Genomic DNA, 20,955 nt, shown 5'->3' with positions numbered 1-20,955 from the left:
TTTGTGCTTGGAATTTAGCCTTCGTTCTTGCGAGGCGTTTCCGCATTGCTTTCTCCGGCCAGACCCTCGGCACCTTGTGCGGGGCGTTTCCAATGGCACAGCAGGAGCTGGCTGGCGTTCGCTTCGGTGATCGATGTGCAAGCTAGATCAGCGGGCAGACCATCCTTGCTGTCTCGCAAGCGCCTGGACAGATAGAACGAGCCATCCCGCGGCCACTTGGCAGGATCCTTGATGTTCTCGGACTTCCCGCTGCTGTAAAACTCCGACGAGTATGAGCGGCGGCCAGGATAGATCAGGGGAGCGGAATGAGCAGACTGCACATTGAGCCAGGCTTGAACCACATCCCGCTGATTCTGAGGGCGCTCCTCTAGTACCCCGGCGTAGATGATGCCCGCACCGATGATTGGCAACACCAATGCGCTCGCAGCGGCAGCCCAGGTGGTCTTCGGGCCAACTTCGCTGACCCGTGCAGACAGCAGCAATGCCCACGCTGGCAGCGCGGGTAGCAGGTAGGTCCACAGAATGTTGCCTGCAAATGTGAAGAAGACCGGTGTCGCCAAGGCCCACAGCCAGAGGTAGGCTTTGAAGCGCTGCATCGATCCACGCTTGCGGATCAACAGTGGTAGAAACAAGGCCCATGGCAGTAGCGACAATCCGAGCTGGATCCAGATGCTGCCGTACGGCTTGGCATGAGCACTACCATAGAGGTCCCCTGCCCAGTTACTGACGACGTAGCGGCTCCAGTGCTCACCAACGAAGAAGTACTCCATGAAGCCGGGCGTTTTCATCTCGGCCGCGACATACCATGGCACGGATATACCGAACATGAGTACAAGGCCGCTAATCCAGGGAAGCCTCAGTACCCGTCCCCATTCCTTGTAGATAACGAACCAGGCGAATGCCGGCGCCCCCATAAGCACCAGGGTCAGCGGCCCTTTGGCAAGCAAGCCCAGCCCGAGACCTGCGAACATCAGGTAGGCATCCGCCTTGCTGGCGCACTTCATCCAACGCCAGAAACCGTAGCTGGCCAGCAGAATCGAGAACGACAAAACAGGGTCAGTCAGCACAACACCGCTGGAGACCAGGCCAAGTGTGGTGCTGGAAAAAATAATGGCAGCCCAGATGCCGGCGTTACGAGAAATCTGCTGCGTGCCGAGTTTGATGATGATGAAACAGCTTGCCAGGTGGAGTAGCCACGCTGGGAAGCGCGCAGCGAACTCGTTAACGCCGAAGACCGTCATGCTCGCGGCCTGGGTCCAGAAGGACAACGGAGGCTTGCCCCAGAACGGTACCCCGTAGTCGAACATGGGCGTGATCCAGTCATTCAACTCGACCATCTTGCGAGCCATTTCAGCGTAACGGGCCTCAGATGTGTCCATCAGCGGGTAGATGCCCAGCCCCACCAAACGCAATAGCAAAATCGAACCCAGGACCCACCACAGCGTCCTCTCGTTCTTCAGGTTCAGCATTTCTTACCCTCGATCGAAGCCATCGAAGGGTGGAGTGACACGGGATCTGCCTTGTTGCTGTGCTTCAGGAAATAGAGAGGCCGGCGCTTCACTTCCGCGAGTGTCACGCCCAGGTACTCCCCCACCATGGCGACACCGACGCACATGAATGAAGCCATTCCGACGATCAGGTGATGGATGTCGAAACTGCCTGCCACAAGCGACGCAAGCATGTAGCAGATGCTGGAGACGAAAAGACCGAAACTGATGAGGCTGAAAATGCGCAGTGGTTTGCGAGAGAAGCTGACGATGCTCTCGATGGCCAGATTGAACAGGCCAGCTGCATTCCATTTGGTGCTCCCGGCATGGCGAACAGTGCGATTGTAGGGCAGTTCGATGGTACGAAAGCCTACCCAGCCGATCATGCCTTTGAGAATCCTGGAGCGTTCATCCAGGGCCCGCAGGGCTGCCAGCGGCGCAGGCCCAATCAATCGGAAATCGCTGACATCGGCCGGCATGTCCACCTTCTCCACCAGGCGCTGCATGACCCAGTAGTAAGCCCGGGCACTCATGCGCTTGAACCACGAATCACCGATTCTCAGGTTGCGCTGCATGTTCACCACGTCGTAGCCGCGTTGCCAGTAGTCCACCATGGCCGCGATGAGCTCTGGTGGATCCTGCAGGTCGACATCAATGAAGATCAGCGCACTGCCACGGGCATGGTCTATCCCGGCGCTCAGTGCAGCCTCTTTGCCGAAGTTGCGACTCAGGGACAGGCAACGTACAGATGACCCATCCTGATAGTGGCGAAGAATGTCGGCCGTCCGGTCATTACTGCCGTCGTCGACATAGAGGATTTCGCAGGAGACGGGTAAGCGCTTCACCACGCGGGTGATTCGCTGGTGGAACTCGGGGATGGTTTCCTCTTCCTGGAAGCAAGGGACCACGATGGTTAACAAGGGATCAGGGCGCTCGGGAAAGCGATGTAATGTCTGCATGATTGAATGTCCAAAAACGATGTGCAATGAATCCAAGTGCAGTGAGGCTTAAGGTCACTACGACTTGGGAGATGAGCGGTGACAGATTCGACTTGATGAGGAACCACATACCCACGCCATTGCCGAAGTTTGTGGTTAACGCGACCAGTGCAAACCTGACAGGCTGAAACTTACGAGAGCCATCTGCCACAAAACAGAGCGCCCTATTTCCAATGAAGCTCGCGATTGCGCCAACCATGCCGCCACAGATACTGGCCAGTAACGGAGTAACGAATTCTGTCGTAACCAGCAATAGGAACACCGCATAATGGACTCCCGTTGCTATGAAGCCGATCCCCAGATAACGAATCAGTAAGGTAGTAAGAGGTGGGGTTTGATTTTCCATGCCCAAAGCCTATGGAGGCAAAGGTGAAAAAATAGTGAACTAAATGTAAATGCGTAATTAGCCGAATCTATATATGGTAAGTAACAAGTCGGCGCACTAGGCTAGCACGCTACAATATCAGAGGGATTGCCTGAAAATTACGCTTTCGAAATAAAAGCCTTCCGATAACGCATGCATGACCCGTGGATTACAATGTTGACAAGATAAGGAAACACCGGGTGGCATTGAGATAGATTCCCCGAATTAAGGGGGACCTAATGGTTACACAAAATGAAACATATACAAGCAGCGTTGTTCCTTACAGCCCTGACATATTGGATGATTTGCCAATTGATGATCAGCTGGCCGTAGAGTTTTTCGCAACAGCACGTTGTGCCAGTTTCAAACAGGCTGCCCGAGGGCTCAATGTGCCAGTGGTAGGCCTGCGGAAACGCTTGGAGAAACTGGAAGAGCACATTGGTGCTCCCGTGTTTGTCTACAAACACAACAAGCTTGCCCTGACCCGCACAGGCGAGAGGGTCAGCCATTACCTGTGCCAGCTCTTCGGCCCAGACGGCCTTGGCAAGTCCGGTGAAAAGGAAGTCCCCAGGCTTACCATCGCGATCACAGAGCCAGTGCTGAACGACATCGTAAACCGCGATCTAGTCGCCTACGTGCGTGATCATGCCGAAATGCAGCTGGAAATCCATTCAGAATGCACAACGCAGATGCTTTCTGAGTGTGAAGTCGATGTGGGTATCGCTTTGGTGAGCCCAGATGATAAAGGCGCGCTTGATCGCCATCCTACGTATAGGTTTGAAAGGCTTGGCCGGATTGGGCACGCCCTGTTCATTTCCAGCCGCTATTCAAGAAGCGTCACCCTTCCAGTGGAGAGCTTGGATTTGCACAACTTCATGCTCGTTGTCCCTTGGGATGAAGAGATCTTGGCGGGCTCACGAAAGTGGGCATCGATAATGGCTGAGCATCAGGGCGGTACCACTCGGGTCAAGAGCTACAACCTATCACGAGGCCTTGTCGTTGGCGGTGCGTGTATTGGAGTGCTGCCCGACTACAGCCGAAAACTGGAGAGAAATATCCTACCCGTGCCGGGTTTCCTGGACGACCTGGAGGAGAAAGATGTCTATCTTGTTATCAAAACGAAGCTTGTCCGCAATCCGCAGGTTTTGGAAATTCGAAGATTGATCAAGAAGAGCTTCTTTGATAAGAAGGACTGGCTTGTTCGGTAACAGTTTTGTTAGGTTTCAAACTCCTCCGTTAACACTACAGAAACACAACTGTCATATTCGCTTGCAACCTAGTCAGAGTGCTTAGAACAAAGGCATCTTGTTACAGCGGGTGACAACCGTGGCCTGCTCCCATCTGCAAGATAAATTTAGGCCGGCGCAGGGCGAAATATAACGTCGGTAGCTAAGCACTTAACATACGAGAGGCAAGCAATGATCCGTTCTTCGAACATGCGGGAAAAGCTGTTGGCTGCCGCAATAATAGGCACATTTTCCTCGCAAGCATTCTCCGGAACAGTAACCACTGACGGAGCTGACATCGTTCTGAAGACCAAGGGCGGTCTTGAAGTATCGACTTCTGACAAGGAATTCAGTTTCAAACTGGGCGGCCGAGTTCAGGCCGACTACGGCCGTTTCGATGGTGTCTTCACCAAGAATGGCGATACCGCTGACGCAGGCTACTTCCGTCGCGCCTACCTTGAGCTCGGTGGCGTGCTGTACCGCGACTGGAAGTATCAGCTCAACTACGACCTTTCCCGCAACACGGGCAACGACTCCGACGGCTACTTCGACGAAGCCAGCCTGACCTACACGGGTTTCAAGCCGGTGCAACTGCGCTTTGGCCGTTTCTACACCGACTTCGGTCTTGAGAAAGCCACCAGTTCGAAGTGGACCACCGCCATGGAGCGGAACCTCTCGTACGACCTGGCGGACTGGATCAACGACAACGCCGGCATGGGTGTTCAAGCCACCAGCACCATCGCTGACATGGCTTATGTTTCCGGTAGCGTTTTCAGCGAAACCAATAACAACTCGGATGGCGACAGCACCAAGCGCTACAACGTACGTGGCGTGTTCGCACCGCTGCACAGTGATGGCAACGTCCTGCACGTCGGTGCTCAGTACGCTTACCGCGACCTCAAAAACAGTGCGGTCGATACCCGGATTCGTTCGCGTCTGGGCGTCCGCGGTGTAGATACCAATGGCGGCGGCGATGCCGGCACCAACGGCAACCGCATGCTGTTTGGCGGTGCTGCTGCACAAGATGGCCTGTGGAAGGACGACTCGGTCTGGGGTCTCGAAGGTGCCTGGGCCACCGGCCCGTTCTCGGTTCAAGCGGAATACCTTCGCCGCAAGCTGAAAGCTGACCAGGCCAACAACGACATGAAGGCCTCCGGTTACTACGCCCAGATGGCTTACACCCTGACCGGCGAGCCGCGTATCTACAAGCTCGATGGTGCCAAGTTCGACACTATCAAACCAGAGAACAAGGAACTGGGGGCCTGGGAAGTCTTCTACCGCTTTGACGATATCAAGGTCGAAGACGGCAACCTGGTCACCGCGGCGGACCAATCGAACGAGCGCAAGGCCAAGAGCCACACGGTGGGTGTGAACTGGTACGTCAACGAGGCGGTGAAAGTCAGTGCCAACTACATCAACGTGCGCACCGACAACAACGAGAACACCGTGGGCGACGACAGCGGCAATGCCATCGTGACCCGCCTGCAATACGTCTTCTGATCCCTCTCATCAGTCTGACGTGAGAAAGCCGGAAGCGCTCAACGTGCTTCCGGCTTTCCTGTTTCTGGAGGTGATCAAGCATGGAGCGCCCTCCTCCTACCTGCTTTCGCTTACCGATGACCGCTCTTGCCAAAGCTCGGCGAATCTGATGTGATTGCCGCGTCGGGCTTTGCATGGTGGCCGTGCAAGCAAATCAAACCTGACTCCTATTCATGATTGAACCTGATTCGACGTCCAGCTTCGCGTCTAACGGCCCTACAAGCGCAGCTACCCCAACGTCGCTCATTAGGGGATAGTCATGTCTGCAAAAAAGCTGCTTCAACCTCTCGCTGCTCAGCTGCACGCCTCGTTCTCGGCTTCTGGCCGCCCGTACTCTCATCTGCACCTCCACCAGCTGTTCCACGCGGCCATCGGCTCCGTTGCACCGCAAGTTGCCATCCAAGACAAGCTGCCAATTCAGGTCTGTCGTGACAACGAGACACGGCAGTACAACCTCTACGCGGCGGTCGAGCGGGCGAAAACGTGCTTAGGATTGACCGATCTTCAAGCAGTCGGTGTGGCTGAAGAAGTCATTGAGGTGCTACGAACTGCGGGAATCGGCGTGAACCAGGTTCGCCTGCTCCTTGACCCCTCCTTCAGCTCGAAGACTCGCAAAAAGGCCTTCAAGGCTCTCTGCAAGAACCTGGATCTGAACGAGCTAGGCGATCGCTTCGTCCCCAAGACTGCCACGTTGGCCATCGCTGCTGGTATTGCGCCGCCTCCCAAAATGTCGTGGAAGGATCGCTTCGCCCTGGCTGCAAATTCCCCCATGCGGGGGCCAAGCGAGCTCATCAGCATGGTCAACCGGGATGAGTGTTATCTGTGGGTATTCCCACCGACTGACCATCATGCGACGGCTCCAGCGACGCATGACCGTTTCTTTGGTGAAAAGACCCACCCGAGCGCAGAAATGGGCATGGGGTTCAGCATCATCGATTCCGGCTGGACCCGCCCCAAGTACCCGCTATCCAGGCAGTCACAAGAGACCTTCATCCAGTATTCGCTTTCTGCGCCGATGTGGTCCTGGCGCGCACAAAGTGACACCTGGCGCCTGGGAAACATCCTGCGTTCAAGAATCCTTGACGGGGCTCCTTGGCATAACGAGCCTCTGAGTGACGTGCTTCCGAGCGGCCTTAAATCCCTGCCCCGGATCTATGGGTGCGAAACCTGCCGAACGCTGTTCATTGAGAATCACAGCGACTACCCGGATGTACCCACTCAGTGCCAATGCGGTGAGGCGAGCAGCACGGGTGACCAAAACGAGTCATCTGCTCTCAATAGCTGATTTTCCTTACGGTGGCGGGCTGAGCCCCCCGTTAGGGATTGGCTATGGGAGCGGGATTCGCTCACCCCAAACCTGAAGGCGCCGCCACCTAACCGAGCGATATGAGCTGAATGCTCGCGGAGTAGATATGCAAAAGAGTAAAAACAAACAGGACACCCTGGCGGCGATCAATGCGCTTGTCGAGATTGCGTATGATCAGGGATTTGCGGACGGACACGGAGTCGGCAATCAAGTCGGTTTCGTAGCCGGTGTCATGAGCCTCAAAGCTGCATTGGCCTGCGGCTTACGGCATGGCTCACCTGAGTGCGGAAAGGCCCTTGAAAGCCTCAAGCGCATCGGGATCGACGAGTGAGAGAAAAGTACGGGTCGTGCGCTGATCGCGCACGACCCGTACTTCTACTTCAGGTCATTTCCCTGCTTAGCTTCATGATTGAAGCTCAGGGATCAGGTGCTTCTGCGGTAGGCCAACAGGCGCAAGGCGTTGAAGACGACCAACAGTGTGGAGCCCTCATGGATCGCAACAGCGGCACCAATGCTCAAGCCCATGATGGTGGACGGAACCAGGATGGCCACAATCCCCAAGCTGACGAACAGATTCTGGTGGATGATCGATCGCGTGTGACGGCTCAGCCCCACCGCAAATGGGAGTTGCCTGATGTCGTCAGCCATAAGCGCGATATCAGCCGTTTCCAGGGCAACATCAGATCCAGCAGCCCCCATTGCGATACCAACGCTCGAACTGGCCATGGCAGGGGCATCATTGACGCCGTCACCCACCATGGCCACCTTGGCGCTAAGGCGCAGGTTTTTGATGGCCTTGACCTTGTCTTCCGGCATCAGGTCTCCCCACGCTTCATCTAAGCCAACTTGTTTGGCTACAGCCTCTGCAACGCGGTTGTGGTCTCCAGAAATCATGACCATGCGTTCGATGCCCATCTCTCTAAGCTTCTGGAGTGCCTCTTTGGCCCCCTCCCGGGGTGTGTCCAATAGCCCGATAGCGCCCAGATCCTTGTCAGCACGCCGTACCACCATGGTGGTACGGCCTGACTGACGTAGACGCTCCGCAGCCTCCAGGGCTGCCTTGCTGAGTGCGGGAATACCATTGGTACCGAACATCTCGACCTTGCCAATCCAGACGAACTGCCCATCAAGCTCAGCACGCACGCCGCGGCCAATCATGTTGCTCATGTTCTTGGCTTGGAATCGGCGCCGTGTGCCAATCATCTCTTCACCGTCACGCACAATTGCCGCAGCCAGCGGATGGTCGCTCATCGACTCCACAGCGATGGCGACGTTTAGCAGATCCTCGATCTGCGTGCCGCCTATGGGTATTACATCGGTGATACGTGGGCGCCCTTCGGTCAGGGTACCGGTCTTGTCGAATGCCATGGCATTCAATGATCCAAGCTCTTCAAGTGGCGCACCGCCCTTGATCAGCACGCCACCTCGGGCTGCCCTGGCGATGCCAGAGAGAATGGCGCTTGGTGTAGCGATCGCGAGCGCGCAGGGGCTGGCTGCAACCAGTACGGCCATCGCCCGGTAGAACGAGTCACGGAACGGCTCGTCAAGGAAAATGCCGGCAAATAGCAGCCCGACTACCAGCAGTAAAACCAACGGGACGAATATGCGTTGGAAGCGGTCCGTGAATCGCTGGGTCGGTGACTTCCTGACTTCGGCTTCACTGACCATCTTGATGACCCGCGCCAAGGTACTCTCCGTAGAGCGCCGTGTTACCTCAACCTCGATGAGCGTTTCGCCATTGATGGTACCGGCGAAGACTTTCGAGGCTGCATCCACTGCATCTGGCTTGCTGCGTGCGAGTTCGGCATCAGGAACAGGTTGCTTGTCCACGGGGACGCTCTCACCGGTTACTGGCGCCTGGTTGATACTTGAGGAGCCTACGACTACAAAACCATCGGCCGGCAGGCGGTCATTGGGGCGCACGATGACAACGTCACCGGGAACCAGCAGCTCCACGGGCATCTCCACCGTGCCATTTGCTCTGCGTACGATCGCGGTGGCTGGTGCGAGCTTGGACAGTGCCTCAATCGCTTTCTTGGCCCGCCCCATCGCGTAGCTTTCAAGGGAATGCCCCAGACTGAACAGGAACAGCAGCAGAGCCCCCTCCGCCCAGGCGCCGATGCTCGCGGCACCGACTGCGGCGAGAAGCATCAGCGAGTCGATCTCGAAGCGTTTCTGACGGATGTTGGTAACCGCTTCCTTAGTGGTGAACCATCCACCGAACACGTAGGCCGACACGTACAGAATCAGAGGCAGACGATCAATCAGGCCAAGTTTTCCTGCGAGAGCTCCGGCACCCAGGAGAGCACCACAGATCAGCGCGAAAATCAGCTCTGTGTTCATTCCAAAAATGCCGCCATGCTCATGGCTATGACCTTCATGCCCGGCTTGGTCATCAGGGCGTTCAAGCAAACTCTTCATAACTCGTCCCTTCTGGGGTCAAGGCTTCCAATTGCCCTCTGCAGTTGGGGAGCCGTCTCTGTTGGTTGGCTAAGATCTATTGCACGGTTTGCCCGAGCCCAGGCGTTAACATTTCGAAGCTATGGGGTATCGGGCGTAATAAAAAATGCCAGGCACTGCCTGGCATTTATGAATTCTCTAATTGTTCTGTTCAAATCGTTTACTACTTGTTGTTGATGCATTGCGAATACATCGAGTAACGAACAGTCTTGAGCGTGCCCTGGGAGTCCTCGAAGGTCATCAACCGTGGATAGACCTGGCAGGTACGGGGGTCCTGCGACTGACGTACGAATTTCGCAACGTCTATCTTCATGCCATATTTGTAATCCTGAATCTCTGGCATTGGCTTGCCATTTTTCTCCGCGTACTTGGCCACTGCGGTCTGGTGTTCCTTGGTGTATTGAAGCTGCTTGCTCTCGGAGAAAGTGTTGGCCTGCGAAGCCACCGAGAAAACAACAAGTGCAGCAGCGATAATTAGCTTTTTCATAAAACCCTCTCAATTTCAAAACTTCTCGGGCGTAACCTTAGCAATGCATAGGCATCACCGGCATGACGAGAAACTTACAATTTTGAAAGGTAAGTGCATCTACTTCACTTTAAACAAAAAAGCCCACAACACGTGTTGTGGGCTTCTCTTTAGCGGAGGCTGTTAGCTAACCACTTCGGCCTCGTCGCCGTCTTCATCCTTGCGGTGTGCCCAGTGATACAGGGCAGGCAGTACCAGCAAGGTCAGTGCGGTGGAGGACAGGATCCCGCCAATCACCACCGTCGCCAATGGCCGCTGAACTTCGGCACCGGTGCCGGTGGCCAAAGCCATCGGGATGAAGCCCAGGGACGCTACCAAGGCTGTCATCAGAACAGGTCGCAGACGGGTCAATGCACCTTCATCGACTGCCTGTCTGAGCGTTCGTCCCTCCTCCCTTAGCCCGCGGATGAAGGCAATCATCACCAGGCCGTTCAGTACTGCAACGCCGGACAGTGCAATGAAGCCGACACCTGCCGAGATCGACAGTGGGATGTCCCGCAGCCACAACGCCACAACACCACCGGTGAGTGCGAATGGAATACCGGTGAAGACCAGCATGCCGTCCTTCAGGTTGTTGAACATCAGGAACAACAAGGTCATGACCAGCAGCAAGGCGACTGGAACAACGATCTGCAGGCGTTTGGCAGCCGACTGCAGCTGCTCGAACTGGCCCCCCCAAGTCGTCCAGTAGCCCGCAGGGATTTGCACCTTCTTGTCCAGCGATGCGGTCGCCTCCTCAACGAAGGACCCCAGATCGCGGCCTCGAACGTTGGCGCTGACGATAACCAGACGTTTGCCGTTCTCGCGGCTGATTTGGTTCGGGCCCAGTTGCAGGTCCAGATTGGCGACCTGGGACAGCGGGATGAAGCCGATCTGATTGGCACCCTGTGCCGCATTGGCAGGTACCGGGATCAGCAAGCTGGACATACCCGCTACGTCGGTGCGAACGGTCTCTGGTAGGCGTACTACCATGTCGAACCGACGGTCGCCCTCATACAGCGTGCCGGCCTGACGGCCACCCACGGCGATAGCGATCGAGTTCTGAACATCCGCGATGTTCAGGCCGTAGCGTGCTGCTTTTTCGCGGTCAATGTTGATGGTCAGCACCGGCAGGCCGGATGTCTGCTCAACTTTCACTTCCGATGAGCCCGGGACCGCTTTGAGCGCTGCCGCGATCTTGTTGGCGGTGTTGTTGAGCACGTCCATGTCATCGCCGAAGACTTTCACAGCGACGTCACTACGCACGCCCGAAATCAGCTCGTTGAAACGCAGTTGGATTGGCTGCGACAACTCGTAGTTGCTTCCTGGAACACCCGCTGCGGCCTTCTGCACTTCAGCAATCAGCTCATCACGAGGCTTCTTCGGGTTAGGCCACTGATCCTGAGGCTTGAGCATGATGTAGGCGTCAGAGGCGTTCGGCGGCATCGGGTCAGATGCAATTTCTGCGGTACCCGAGCGTGCGAACATCCGCTCAACTTCAGGCACCTGCGCAATCACCGCTTTCTCCAGACGCTGCTGCATCTCGACAGATTGAGTGAGGCTCGTTCCAGGCACACGCATGGCCTGCATCGCAAAGTCACCCTCACTGAGGCTTGGGATGAACTCGCTACCCATACGACTTGCCAGCAAACCACTGAGCACGACCAAGGCTACTGCGGCCGAGAAAGCGATGTTCCGATGTCCCAGCACCCATTGCAGAACCGGTTCATAGCGCAGTCGAGCTGTGCGCATGACCACGCCTTCCTCTTCCTTCACCTTGCCAGTGACGAACATGGCAATAGCTGCAGGAACAAAGGTAACGGACAGGACCATTGCACCCAGCAGCGCCATCACAACGGTGAAGGCCATCGGGTGGAACATTTTGCCTTCGACGCCGGTGAGGGCGAAGATCGGCAGGTACACCACCATGATGATCAGCTGACCGAAGATCAGCGGCCGGCGAGCTTCTCGCGCCGCGGCAAAGACCTCGTGGAAGCGTTCGGTTTTGGTGAGCATGCGGCCATGCTTATGTTGCGCATGAGCCAGTCGACGGATCGCGTTTTCTACAATAACCACGGCACCGTCGACGATGATGCCGAAGTCGAGTGCCCCCAAACTCATTAAGTTGGCACTGACCTTGTTGTTGAACATGCCTGTGAAGGTGAACAGCATGGACAGCGGAATCACCATCGCGGTGATCAGAGCCGCACGGATGTTGCCGAGGAACAGGAACAGAATGGCGATAACCAGGATCGCGCCTTCCACCAGGTTCTTCTTCACCGTCGCGATGGCTTTTTCAACCAGGTTGGTACGGTCGTAAACAGTCACAGCCACCACGCCCTTTGGCAGGGTGCGGTTGATGTCCGCCAATTTGGCGGCGACAGCTTGAGATACGGTGCGGCTGTTTTCACCAATCAGCATGAACACGGTACCGAGCACGACTTCGCGGCCGTTCTCAGTAGCAGCACCTGTACGGAGCTCTTTACCGATGCTGACGTCAGCAACGCTGCTGATGCGAATCGGTGCACCATCCACACTGGTGATCACGATGTTGGCGATGTCTTCGATATTGCCTACCTGACCCGGTGCACGGATGAGCAACTGTTCACCATTACGCTCGATGTAGCCGGCACCGACGTTGGCGTTGTTACTTTCCAACGCTGCGACCAGGTCATTGAGTGTCAGCTTGTAGGTAGCCAGGCGCTTTGGATCCGGCGCAACCAGGAACTGCTTGGCATAACCGCCGATGGTATTGATCTCGGCCACACCCGGGACGTTACGCAGCTGAGGCTTGATGATCCAGTCCTGGATCACGCGCAGGTCGGTCGGGGTGTACGGCGTACCGTCCTCTTTGACCGCGCCATCTTCGGCTTCAACAGTCCACAGGAAGATCTCGCCGAGGCCGGTAGATACCGGACCCATGACGGCCTCTACACCTTCTGGCAGCTGTTCCTTCGCAACCTGCAGCCGCTCGTTGATCAACTGGCGGGCAAAGAAGATGTCAGTGCCATCCTTGAAGATCACGGTGACCTGAGACAGGCCAGAGCGAGACAGGGAACGGGTCTGCTGAAGGCCCGGGAGACCGGCCATGGCCGTTTCAACTGGAAACGTGATCCGTTGTTCGGTTTCCAAGGGCGAGTAACCAGGCGCTGCAGTGTTGATCTGCACCTGGACGTTGGTGATATCGGGTACCGCATCGATGGGCAGCTTTTGATAGCTGTAGATACCGATACCCGCCATGATCAGAACGGCGATCATTACTACGATGCGCTGCTCGATGGCGAATCTGATGATACGTTCAAACATGAGAAATCATCCTGTCAGTTCGCATCAGTGACCGTGTTCGGCAGAAGCTTTGCCGAGCTCGGACTTGAGTGTGAAGCTGCCACTGGTTGCTACCTGGGCGCCGGCTTCAATACCGTCGATGATTTCCACGTACCCATTGTCGCGGCGACCCAGTTTTACCGGGCGGGTGTCAAAGCCATCTGGGGTGCGTACGAATACCGAAGGTTTGTCTTCAACGGTCTGCACAGCGTGCTCAGGGACCGCTACGGCAACTCGATCGGTCTGGGAGGTGACCGCAATGTTTACGAACAGGCCTGGACGCCAGGCGCCGTTGGGGTTGGTCAAGGTGACGCGGACAGTAGCTGCACGGTTTTGCTCGCCCAGCAGGCTGCCGACATAACCCACCTTCCCTTCGACCTCGACGTTCATGTCAGGCGAAGAGACTTTCACTGCACGGCCAGTCGTGACCTTGCCCAGATCTGTCGGCGGAACTGCGAAGGTCGCCCAGACCTGATTCAGGTCGGAAAGGATGAAGGCGTTGGTCGCCTCGCTGACGACTTCGCCGACGGTCAGGTGTTTCTCCACTACCACGGCGTCGAAGGGAGCGCGGAGCTCGTAACGATTACCGCCAACGGAGTTAACCGAGGCACCGATTGCGCCGACCTTCTGCTTGGCGTTGGCCAAGGAGATCTCCGCTTCTTGCAGCGCTTGGCGTGCTTGGAGGTAGTCTTGCTCTGCAGAGATCTTGTCCTGCCACAGTTGCTTCTCACGTTCGAAGGTCACACGCGCCAGTTCGACGCGACGCTGTGCGGCCTGTTGTTCGCTGCGCAGGTCAGAGATCTGCTGGCTGGCGATTACCGCGAGGACTTGCCCTTTCTTGACCGTCTCGCCCAGGTTGGCCTGGACAGCCTCAACAACGCCAGGAACACGAGGAACCACGTGGGCAGTACGATCTTCGTCGAAGCGAATTTCGCCAGGGAAGCTCACGACGGTACCGAGGTCACGAGGCGCTGCAGCTTCCAGGGCAACACCAGCGGCCTTGATCTGTTCAGCGCTGAGCGTCAGCTTGCCCTCTTCTTCACCGCCCTCTTCGCTGTGGCCTTCTTCACCATGGCCCTCATCACCTTCCTCTTTGGCGGCAGATGCGGCTTTCTTTTCGTCGCCATGGCCATCGTTAGCGCCATGCTCGGCAGTACTGGCGGCCTGCTGTCCGGAACTGTTGTTCCAGGCAAGGCTGCCAAATCCGAGGGCTGCCACAGCGGCTACCGCGAGGGCGATCTTGCGTTTGTTATCCATTGCTACTCCTGCTGATCGTAGGCACCGGCTTGTTCAAGGCTGTGTGCCGAAGAAAATGTTTGGCCCGTTCAGCGAGTGCCGGCGGTTGAGCCGACTTCGCCATAAACCCTTTCCACCTGCGCACGCGCATTGGTCGCCGCTGCCAACGATTCGAGGTATTGGCCACGAGCGACGATCAAGGTGCGCTGGGCATCCAGCACTTCGATGAAACCGAATTTGCCCATCTCGAAGCCGCGGGTTGCGGTCTCTACGGCTTGTTGGGCTGAAGGCAGAATGGTCTTGTCGTAGGACTCGACCTCCTGCATGGCGGTGGACCATTGGTTCAACGCGGTTTGGGTTTCGGTGCGCAGGCGCAGCTCAACAGCATTGCGCTGGTCCCGGGCCTGATCTGCACGACGAGAAGCGGAAAGAATGTTGCCCTGGTTACGATCGAACAGCGGCAAAGGCATAGACAGGCCCACAGTGTTGACCCGCTCGCGCACAGAGCGGTCGTACTGGCTACCTACACTGACAGTAAGGTTCGGGATACGCTGAGCTTTCTCTGAGCCGAGCGAGGCATCGCTCTTGTCTATCTGCACCACGGCCTGACGCATTTCTGCTGTTTGGTCGAGCTTAGCCAGCAGATCTTCAGTGCGAGGTGGCAAGCCCGGGGAGAGGGTTGGCGATTCGAGTCGATCAAACACGGTGACTGAGCTCCCGGTAATTTGAGCGAGCTGTTGGTAAGCGGTCGCTTTTTCCGTTTCTGCACGTCGAACTTGCAGCTGGGCTTCGGCCAGTTGCACTTGAGCGCGGGTCGCCTCCACTGGGGACGACTTACCTGCGCGAACACGGCCATCGACGATGCGAAGACCGCGCTCAGTCAGTTCGAGAGATTGCTTGGCCAGGTCGAGACCTGTCTGGGCCCGCAACGCGGCGTAAAAGGCTTGGACGACATCTGCACGCAGGCCGTTAACGCGACGGTCTAACTCAAGCTGTGCGGCGGTCTGCCCGTATGTGGCGACGTCAACACGAGCCCCCCGCTTACCGCCCAGCTCAAGGGTCTGGCTGAGAGAGACAGTCGTCTGGCTGGTGTTACGACGGGTGTCTTCCACGTCATACGAGATTGTGGGGTTGGGGATAAGCCCGGCCTGCTTGCGAGCACCATCAGCGATCCCAATTTCTTGCCTGGCCGCGGCCAGGTCTGGGTTGGCATCCATGGCCGTCGAAAGCGCCTGGGGCAAGCTGATGCTTTGGGCAAGGGCTGCAGGCGCCATCAACCCAGAGATGACTGCACAGAGTGCAGCGATCTTCCAGGGCGAGACGGGGGTCTTGGGTAAGACATTGCGGTTATACCGGGGCACTTTGATGGTCCTCGTGCACAAACTTCGATAAAGCTTGGCGAGAACGCCGAAACAGCTGCCAAGCCCCACTTGATTAGGTGATGGCACTCTAATGAGCGGTAGCTATCAGAGGGGTGGCTAGAAAATTACAATTCCGTAAGAATGTCCTGTAATGCCCGAAAATACTGGGAAACCAAACCCGACACGATGATTTCGTTACAAGCAACGGAGATGGCAAACACGCGGTGCGAAGGCCCGAACAACAGGTAGATGACGAAATTGTAATTTTCCTATCACCCCCCCGTTATCTTCGGCCTGCAAATATGAGCTCGCGCTACGCTAGGCGCGCCGCCTGGTCAGAACAATTAACGACACCCGCGCCGGTAAACATAATAAAAACTGCCGTGAATCAAAGGAGCATCGGATGAAAATCAAAGTACCACTGTATTTGGCGGCAGTTTCTGCGCTGTCTGGAAGCTATGCTATTTCGGCACAGGCAGAAGACAAGCCAGAAGGCTTCATTGAAGGCAGCAGCCTTACAGTGCTGAACCGTAACTTCTACTTCAACCGTGATAACCGCGACAGCACTGCCCCCACTTATAACAGTGGCAAGGGCAACACCAACGGCTACTCCGAAGCCTGGGCGCACGCGATCATCAGCAAATTCAACTCTGGGTTTACCCAGGGAACAGTTGGCTTTGGCGTTGATGCCTTCGCCATGATCGGCCTCAAGCTCGACACCGGTGATGGGCGCAACGGCGGCCGTAGCTCCTTCGACGTGCTACCCGTTGATAACAAGGGCGAAGCTCGCGACGAATACACCAAGGTCGGCGGCGCAGCCAAAGTCCGCTTGTTCGATACCATCGTGAAAGTAGGTGATGTTTTCCCATCGACTCCGGTCGTTGCATCCGGCGACTCTCGCCTGCTGCCAGAAAGCTTCCGCGGCGTGACCGTTGAGAACACCAGCATCCAAGGCCTCACCCTGCAGGGTGGTCGTCTGCATGCGATGAGCCAGCCGCTCTCAAGCAACCTGAACGACAACTTCGTGACGTTCTACGGCGGCCCGGTCAACTCGCCATGGATCGGTTACGGTGGCGGTGACTACTCGATCAACGACAACTGGACTGTGAGCGTCTACGCCAGCCAGCTGAAAGACGTCTGGAATCAGTACTACGCCGGCACCAGCGTGGTTTACCCGCTGAGCGACGATCTGGCGCTGATCGGTGGCTTCAACTACTACAAAGCCGTAGATGAAGGTAAGAAGCGCCTGGGTGAATTCGACAACAACATCTGGAGTGCCAAGGTCGGCGTGCGTTACGGTGCCCATACCCTAGCCCTGTCGCACCAGCGCAACAACGGCGACGACGATTTTGACTACCTGCGTCAGTCGGACTCGATTTTCGTCGACAACTCCATCCAGTACAGCGACTTCAACTCGCCGAAAGAGCGTTCCTGGATGCTGCGCTATGACCTGAACTTCACCAGCTACGGCATTCCAGGCCTGACGTTCATGACCCGCTACGCCAGAGGCTCGGGCGCGGATTACTCGAACGCTAACCAGTTCTACATGCGCACTGATGACAACGGCAACCCGCTCGACAATCAGAAGCGTTGGGAGCGTGACGTCGAAGTCAAATACGTTGTCCAAACCGGTCCAGCAAAAGATCTGTCCTTCCGGTTGCGCCAGGCAACCACACGTGCCACTGCATTCGAATCGGATCTGGATGAAACCCGTGTGATCATTGAGTACCCGCTTTCGATTCTGTAATTCGCTAACTGGACCAGTTATTCATTAACTGGTCCTATTAGTAAAACGAGCATTACGAATTCACCTTGAGTGGCTTAAGTGCTCCTTTGGTAAAAGGTGGATATTTGGCGCCCATTGGGCGCCTTTTTTTGCCTAAAATTCAAGTAGGCGTTCGATTGTACGCATCGCATGCCGGTGAAGTTCATGACTACACCAATGACCAGTCTCTTCAATGTGAGCGACCTCGCCGTCATCTGAGCGGAACGAAGCCAGCACAAAGAAGAAAATAACCCAATACTTCATAAGGTCAAATCACCTGCTGGAGAGAGGGCCCGCAACTGTCAAACCCAAACCGCGACAAGATATACCGCCAGACTATCAACTGTATTACCTAGAAATTACAAATCCGTCATTTGAGCCCCGGCACGCTCATTTTGATTTACCATCCCTTTCAATAATGCCGGCGCGCGTGCGCGGTTAATTGCTCAGTGATATCGAGACAAAATCCCATGCGAATTCTGGTAATTGAGGATGAAGTAAAAACTGCGGAGTATGTGCGTCAAGGTCTGACGGAATGTGGCTATGTCGTAGATTGCGTCCACACCGGGTCAGATGGATTATTCTTGGCTAAGCAGCACGAATATGAGCTGATTATCCTGGATATAAATCTGCCAGAGATGGACGGTTGGCAGGTCCTTGAGTTGTTGCGTCGTAAAAACTGCCCTTCCCGTATCATGATGCTGACGGCGAGAAGCCGGCTGGCGGATAAGGTCCGGGGGCTGGAGAACGGAGCAGATGACTACCTGATCAAGCCATTTGAGTTCCCTGAGCTGCTGGCCCGGGTTCGCGCCTTGATGCGCAGGTCAGATCACCCTGCATCCGTAGAGGTCATTCGCGTCGCTGACCTGGAGCTTGATCAGAGCCGGCACAGGGCATTCAGGGACGGTCAGCGCATTGACCTGACCACGAAAGAATTCGCGTTACTGCATTACCTGATGCGTAATACCGGTGTGGTGCTGAGCCGCACCCAAATTATTTCGCAGGTTTGGGATATGAATTTTGACTGCGACACAAACGTTGTAGAGGTGTCGATTCGAAGACTCAGAGCCAAGATAGATGACCCTTTCGAGACCAAACTGATACATACGCTTCGGGGCGTAGGGTATGTGCTTGAAAAACGATAGTTGCCAAGCTCTCTAGTACCGAAAATCCGCTACATGCTCCCGTCGCTTGCGAACTTGAGGTTTCTGTTTACGATCCGCGGCGCTGATTCCTCACTCAACAAATGAGGTAGGCTGTACATGAGGTATAGCATTGATTATCAGCAGGTTTCGCAAGGACAATCCGATGCCAGCATTGATGCCTGTCCAGCTGACATTGTCTTCAACAGCGACCATGGCCTAGCTCTTATCCCGTGCGTTGGCGATGTTATCAACCTCCCCTCTACGGCGGTCAAAGAAGGGGTTTGCGGCATCGTTAGATCAAGGATTTTCAATTATCTCAGAGGTCCTGAAGAGCTGTACTGTCACGTCAATATTCTCGTTGAGGAGGCGGACATCAATTTCGAAAGTCTCATCTCGGAATACATGCGCAATCAGTCACGTGCTCGCTCGCCTTCTTCATAAAGTCGAAGGCGGGCCAGTCCATTAATGGTTGTGTATGGGTGAGGGTTCAGCAGAGCGAGCGCCTACTGAGCACCAGAGATGAATAGTCACAGCCTAGTGGTTTAACGCGGTACTGCTGGTGTACGCAGGGCCGGACTCATTGTTTTTTGAATGGCGCATTGCAGCACATAGAAATATAAAACCCCGGAAGCAAATACGATTGCGGACAGATAAGCAAACTCAGAGTCTAAAACCCCGGAAACCATATACAATTTAATCGTGATAGAACCCATAATAATTCCGGTACAGTACATGACGCCTGTGAACTGATTGCCCAAAAAACTCAGTATGCCGCTGAAGGCATTGTTCGCACTCAACAGCATTGCTTTCAGTATCGTCCAGCCGAGAACTGGCAGAAAAGCCTTGATCATGAAGGCGAATAACATCGACGATGCAAACAGTTTTATCGGGGTTTCTGCCCACGGCTTGATGGTGCCGTCTACTTCAACGCCGGTATACAAGATGATATTCAGAATAATCGCCATAAGGGTGCATATGCCGAGGCGTATCATTTCCCGCTTAAGCGGGGCCATCATTATCACTGCGTGAATCTTGTTTCCAAAGTATCGTTTTAGTCCTTGGATCGACATTTTTCTTCCTATGCTCTCGGGTATGACGCTGTTGTAGCGTTGTATGACGGTCATGCTTTTACCCGAAGAGAGGTGACGCTTCAACGGTCCTGAATTGCGCAGGGGATCTCATGTCCTTCCCCTGGCTGGGTAGCTTGCTGAGAAATTCTCATCTACCTGCGTGGCAACGATGCGGCCACCCCGCCGCCGTCAGAGCTCTGGAGGACTGGCTGCTGTCAGCAACTCATCGAGTGACGGAACCTTAGCGTTTGCACTGAGGACGAGTGTTCTGGATCGGAGTATGGATACATCAAAGAAAGATTCGCACTCGACTCTTCCGTTTACTTCTCTCCAGTGGGTGACTTCTGGTATCAACTCATTAGGCACCGGGTATAGTGCCATAGGGTTATGGAATACCTCCACTTCAGCAGACCACGGCTCGTAGCCATATTGCGGCCAGAGCTGACCGTAGTCGCTGGACGCTACATCCAACAGAAATGGGATACCTCGTGATGCTCCCGGAGAACGGTCGAAAAACTCACCAAACCGCAAGTATCGGTACCCGTCTAGATGAGCTCCACCTGAGATCGGCACTCGGCTGAGCTTTGGCACTGTGCAGGCATTGGTGAAAATGACCGCTGAAAGATGGGCATTTTCCATTAGCGTAAATAGGCCGTTGGGGCGCCCTGATAGCAGAGATGTCTCTTCCTCCACAGTTATCAGGTGCGTACCACGATGCGCAGATGAGTGAACTGCAAAGCCATAGAGATAGCTGATGAGCGACTCCCTGCTCCACAGCATTGAACTGGGCGCATGGAAATCGGCTAAGGCCAGAATGAGCGGCTTACCCTCCACGTGCGGTAGGGATTCGTAACGCTTGTCCAATTTGTTTTGGATGGTCCTCGCAAACCTTTCTGCAGCCGCTCCTAAGAAACGCTCATGTCGGTCAGCGGGTGGGGGGGACCGGCGAGGCGCCAAAATGCTCATACCGCTCTTCCGGGTTGGCTGTCACTGCTTCAACCCAGGCCTCATCTCCCAGCCTATTCTCGATGTGAAAATCGGGTGATTCTTTAGGCTGGGTGACCAAGAGTCCCTGTTCACGAAAAATTGATCTTGCCCAGCAGCCGTGGACACGGGTTTAAGCACACATCCTGGCCTCGAAGGCCTCTGGGCTGATGTGCCCCAGCGTG

At 55.6% G+C, this 20,955-nt stretch carries 16 protein-coding genes; 7 read left to right on the top strand and 9 right to left on the bottom strand.

What is annotated here, in order from left to right; genetic code table 11:
- Positions 1-14: 14 nt before the first annotated feature.
- From F6X59_RS12600 to F6X59_RS12590, 3 genes are read right to left on the bottom strand one after another with little or no spacing between them, the layout of a single operon-like run.
- On the bottom strand, positions 15-1,469 hold the full coding sequence (locus tag F6X59_RS12600) for a phospholipid carrier-dependent glycosyltransferase (protein ID WP_010951444.1): 1,455 nt from the start codon (positions 1,467-1,469) through the stop codon (positions 15-17).
- On the bottom strand, positions 1,463-2,446 hold the full coding sequence (locus tag F6X59_RS12595) for a glycosyltransferase family 2 protein (RefSeq protein ID WP_010951445.1): 984 nt from the start codon (positions 2,444-2,446) through the stop codon (positions 1,463-1,465). Before F6X59_RS12595 ends, F6X59_RS12600 begins: the two co-directional genes overlap by 7 nt.
- A complete protein-coding gene (locus tag F6X59_RS12590) occupies positions 2,412-2,831 on the bottom strand; it encodes a GtrA family protein (protein WP_010951446.1) in 420 nt (139 codons plus the stop codon). Before F6X59_RS12590 ends, F6X59_RS12595 begins: the two co-directional genes overlap by 35 nt.
- A gap of 257 nt (positions 2,832-3,088) precedes the next feature.
- Here F6X59_RS12590 and F6X59_RS12585 point away from each other — a divergent pair, with 257 nt between their 5' ends.
- The 4 genes from F6X59_RS12585 (at position 3,089) to F6X59_RS12570 (ending at position 7,251) form a co-directional block, all read left to right on the top strand.
- Positions 3,089-4,057 carry a LysR family transcriptional regulator gene (locus tag F6X59_RS12585; protein ID WP_011953108.1) on the top strand — a complete coding sequence of 323 codons (969 nt, stop codon included), beginning with the start codon at positions 3,089-3,091 and terminating at the stop codon, positions 4,055-4,057.
- Positions 4,058-4,267: 210 nt separating this feature from the next.
- Positions 4,268-5,575 carry an OprO/OprP family phosphate-selective porin gene (locus F6X59_RS12580; RefSeq protein WP_009395904.1) on the top strand — a complete coding sequence of 436 codons (1,308 nt, stop codon included), beginning with the start codon at positions 4,268-4,270 and terminating at the stop codon, positions 5,573-5,575.
- Between the two features lie 298 nt (positions 5,576-5,873).
- Positions 5,874-6,899, top strand: coding sequence for a hypothetical protein (locus F6X59_RS12575; RefSeq protein WP_011953109.1), 1,026 nt, complete (start codon positions 5,874-5,876; stop codon positions 6,897-6,899).
- A 127-nt stretch (positions 6,900-7,026) separates the two neighbouring features.
- The gene (locus F6X59_RS12570) at positions 7,027-7,251 is read left to right on the top strand and encodes a hypothetical protein (RefSeq protein ID WP_010951451.1); all 225 of its coding nucleotides are present in this window, start codon (positions 7,027-7,029) and stop codon (positions 7,249-7,251) included.
- 92 nt (positions 7,252-7,343) lie between these two features.
- Here F6X59_RS12570 and F6X59_RS12565 read toward each other — a convergent pair whose 3' ends face one another.
- The 5 genes from F6X59_RS12565 to F6X59_RS12545 form a co-directional block, all read right to left on the bottom strand.
- On the bottom strand, positions 7,344-9,341 hold the full coding sequence (locus F6X59_RS12565) for a heavy metal translocating P-type ATPase (protein WP_010951452.1): 1,998 nt from the start codon (positions 9,339-9,341) through the stop codon (positions 7,344-7,346).
- A gap of 202 nt (positions 9,342-9,543) precedes the next feature.
- Positions 9,544-9,867: a DUF2790 domain-containing protein gene (locus tag F6X59_RS12560; protein WP_003253432.1), complete on the bottom strand. Its 324-nt coding sequence runs from the start codon at positions 9,865-9,867 to the stop codon at positions 9,544-9,546.
- Positions 9,868-10,029: 162 nt separating this feature from the next.
- A complete protein-coding gene (locus F6X59_RS12555; RefSeq protein WP_010951454.1) occupies positions 10,030-13,191 on the bottom strand; it encodes a CusA/CzcA family heavy metal efflux RND transporter in 3,162 nt (1,053 codons plus the stop codon).
- A gap of 24 nt (positions 13,192-13,215) precedes the next feature.
- The gene (locus F6X59_RS12550) at positions 13,216-14,466 is read right to left on the bottom strand and encodes an efflux RND transporter periplasmic adaptor subunit (protein ID WP_010951455.1); all 1,251 of its coding nucleotides are present in this window, start codon (positions 14,464-14,466) and stop codon (positions 13,216-13,218) included.
- A 68-nt stretch (positions 14,467-14,534) separates the two neighbouring features.
- Positions 14,535-15,806 (bottom strand): TolC family protein, encoded by a 1,272-nt coding sequence (locus F6X59_RS12545; protein WP_010951456.1) that lies wholly within the window; start codon positions 15,804-15,806, stop codon positions 14,535-14,537.
- A 403-nt stretch (positions 15,807-16,209) separates the two neighbouring features.
- Here F6X59_RS12545 and F6X59_RS12540 point away from each other — a divergent pair, with 403 nt between their 5' ends.
- The 3 genes from F6X59_RS12540 to F6X59_RS12530 all read left to right on the top strand — a co-directional run bounded on the left by F6X59_RS12540 (position 16,210) and on the right by F6X59_RS12530 (position 19,157).
- Positions 16,210-17,553, top strand: coding sequence for an OprD family porin (locus F6X59_RS12540; RefSeq protein WP_019818113.1), 1,344 nt, complete (start codon positions 16,210-16,212; stop codon positions 17,551-17,553).
- A 488-nt stretch (positions 17,554-18,041) separates the two neighbouring features.
- Entirely contained in the window at positions 18,042-18,716 is a 675-nt protein-coding gene (locus F6X59_RS12535; RefSeq protein WP_003253420.1) for a heavy metal response regulator transcription factor, read from the top strand.
- A 117-nt stretch (positions 18,717-18,833) separates the two neighbouring features.
- The gene (locus F6X59_RS12530) at positions 18,834-19,157 is read left to right on the top strand and encodes a hypothetical protein (RefSeq protein ID WP_010951457.1); all 324 of its coding nucleotides are present in this window, start codon (positions 18,834-18,836) and stop codon (positions 19,155-19,157) included.
- 101 nt (positions 19,158-19,258) lie between these two features.
- On the opposite strand, the gene F6X59_RS12525 is transcribed toward F6X59_RS12530, so the two are convergent.
- Complete coding sequence (locus F6X59_RS12525; protein ID WP_012269855.1) at positions 19,259-19,786, bottom strand: hypothetical protein; 528 nt, start codon at positions 19,784-19,786, stop codon at positions 19,259-19,261.
- Positions 19,787-20,955 lie beyond the last annotated feature (1,169 nt).

This window comes from Pseudomonas sp. MN1F (genome assembly GCF_009391885.1).
In the GTDB taxonomy this organism is placed as follows: domain Bacteria; phylum Pseudomonadota; class Gammaproteobacteria; order Pseudomonadales; family Pseudomonadaceae; genus Aquipseudomonas.
Note: the sequence above shows the minus strand (reverse complement) of the source record. Positions and strands in the feature narration are given on the sequence as shown.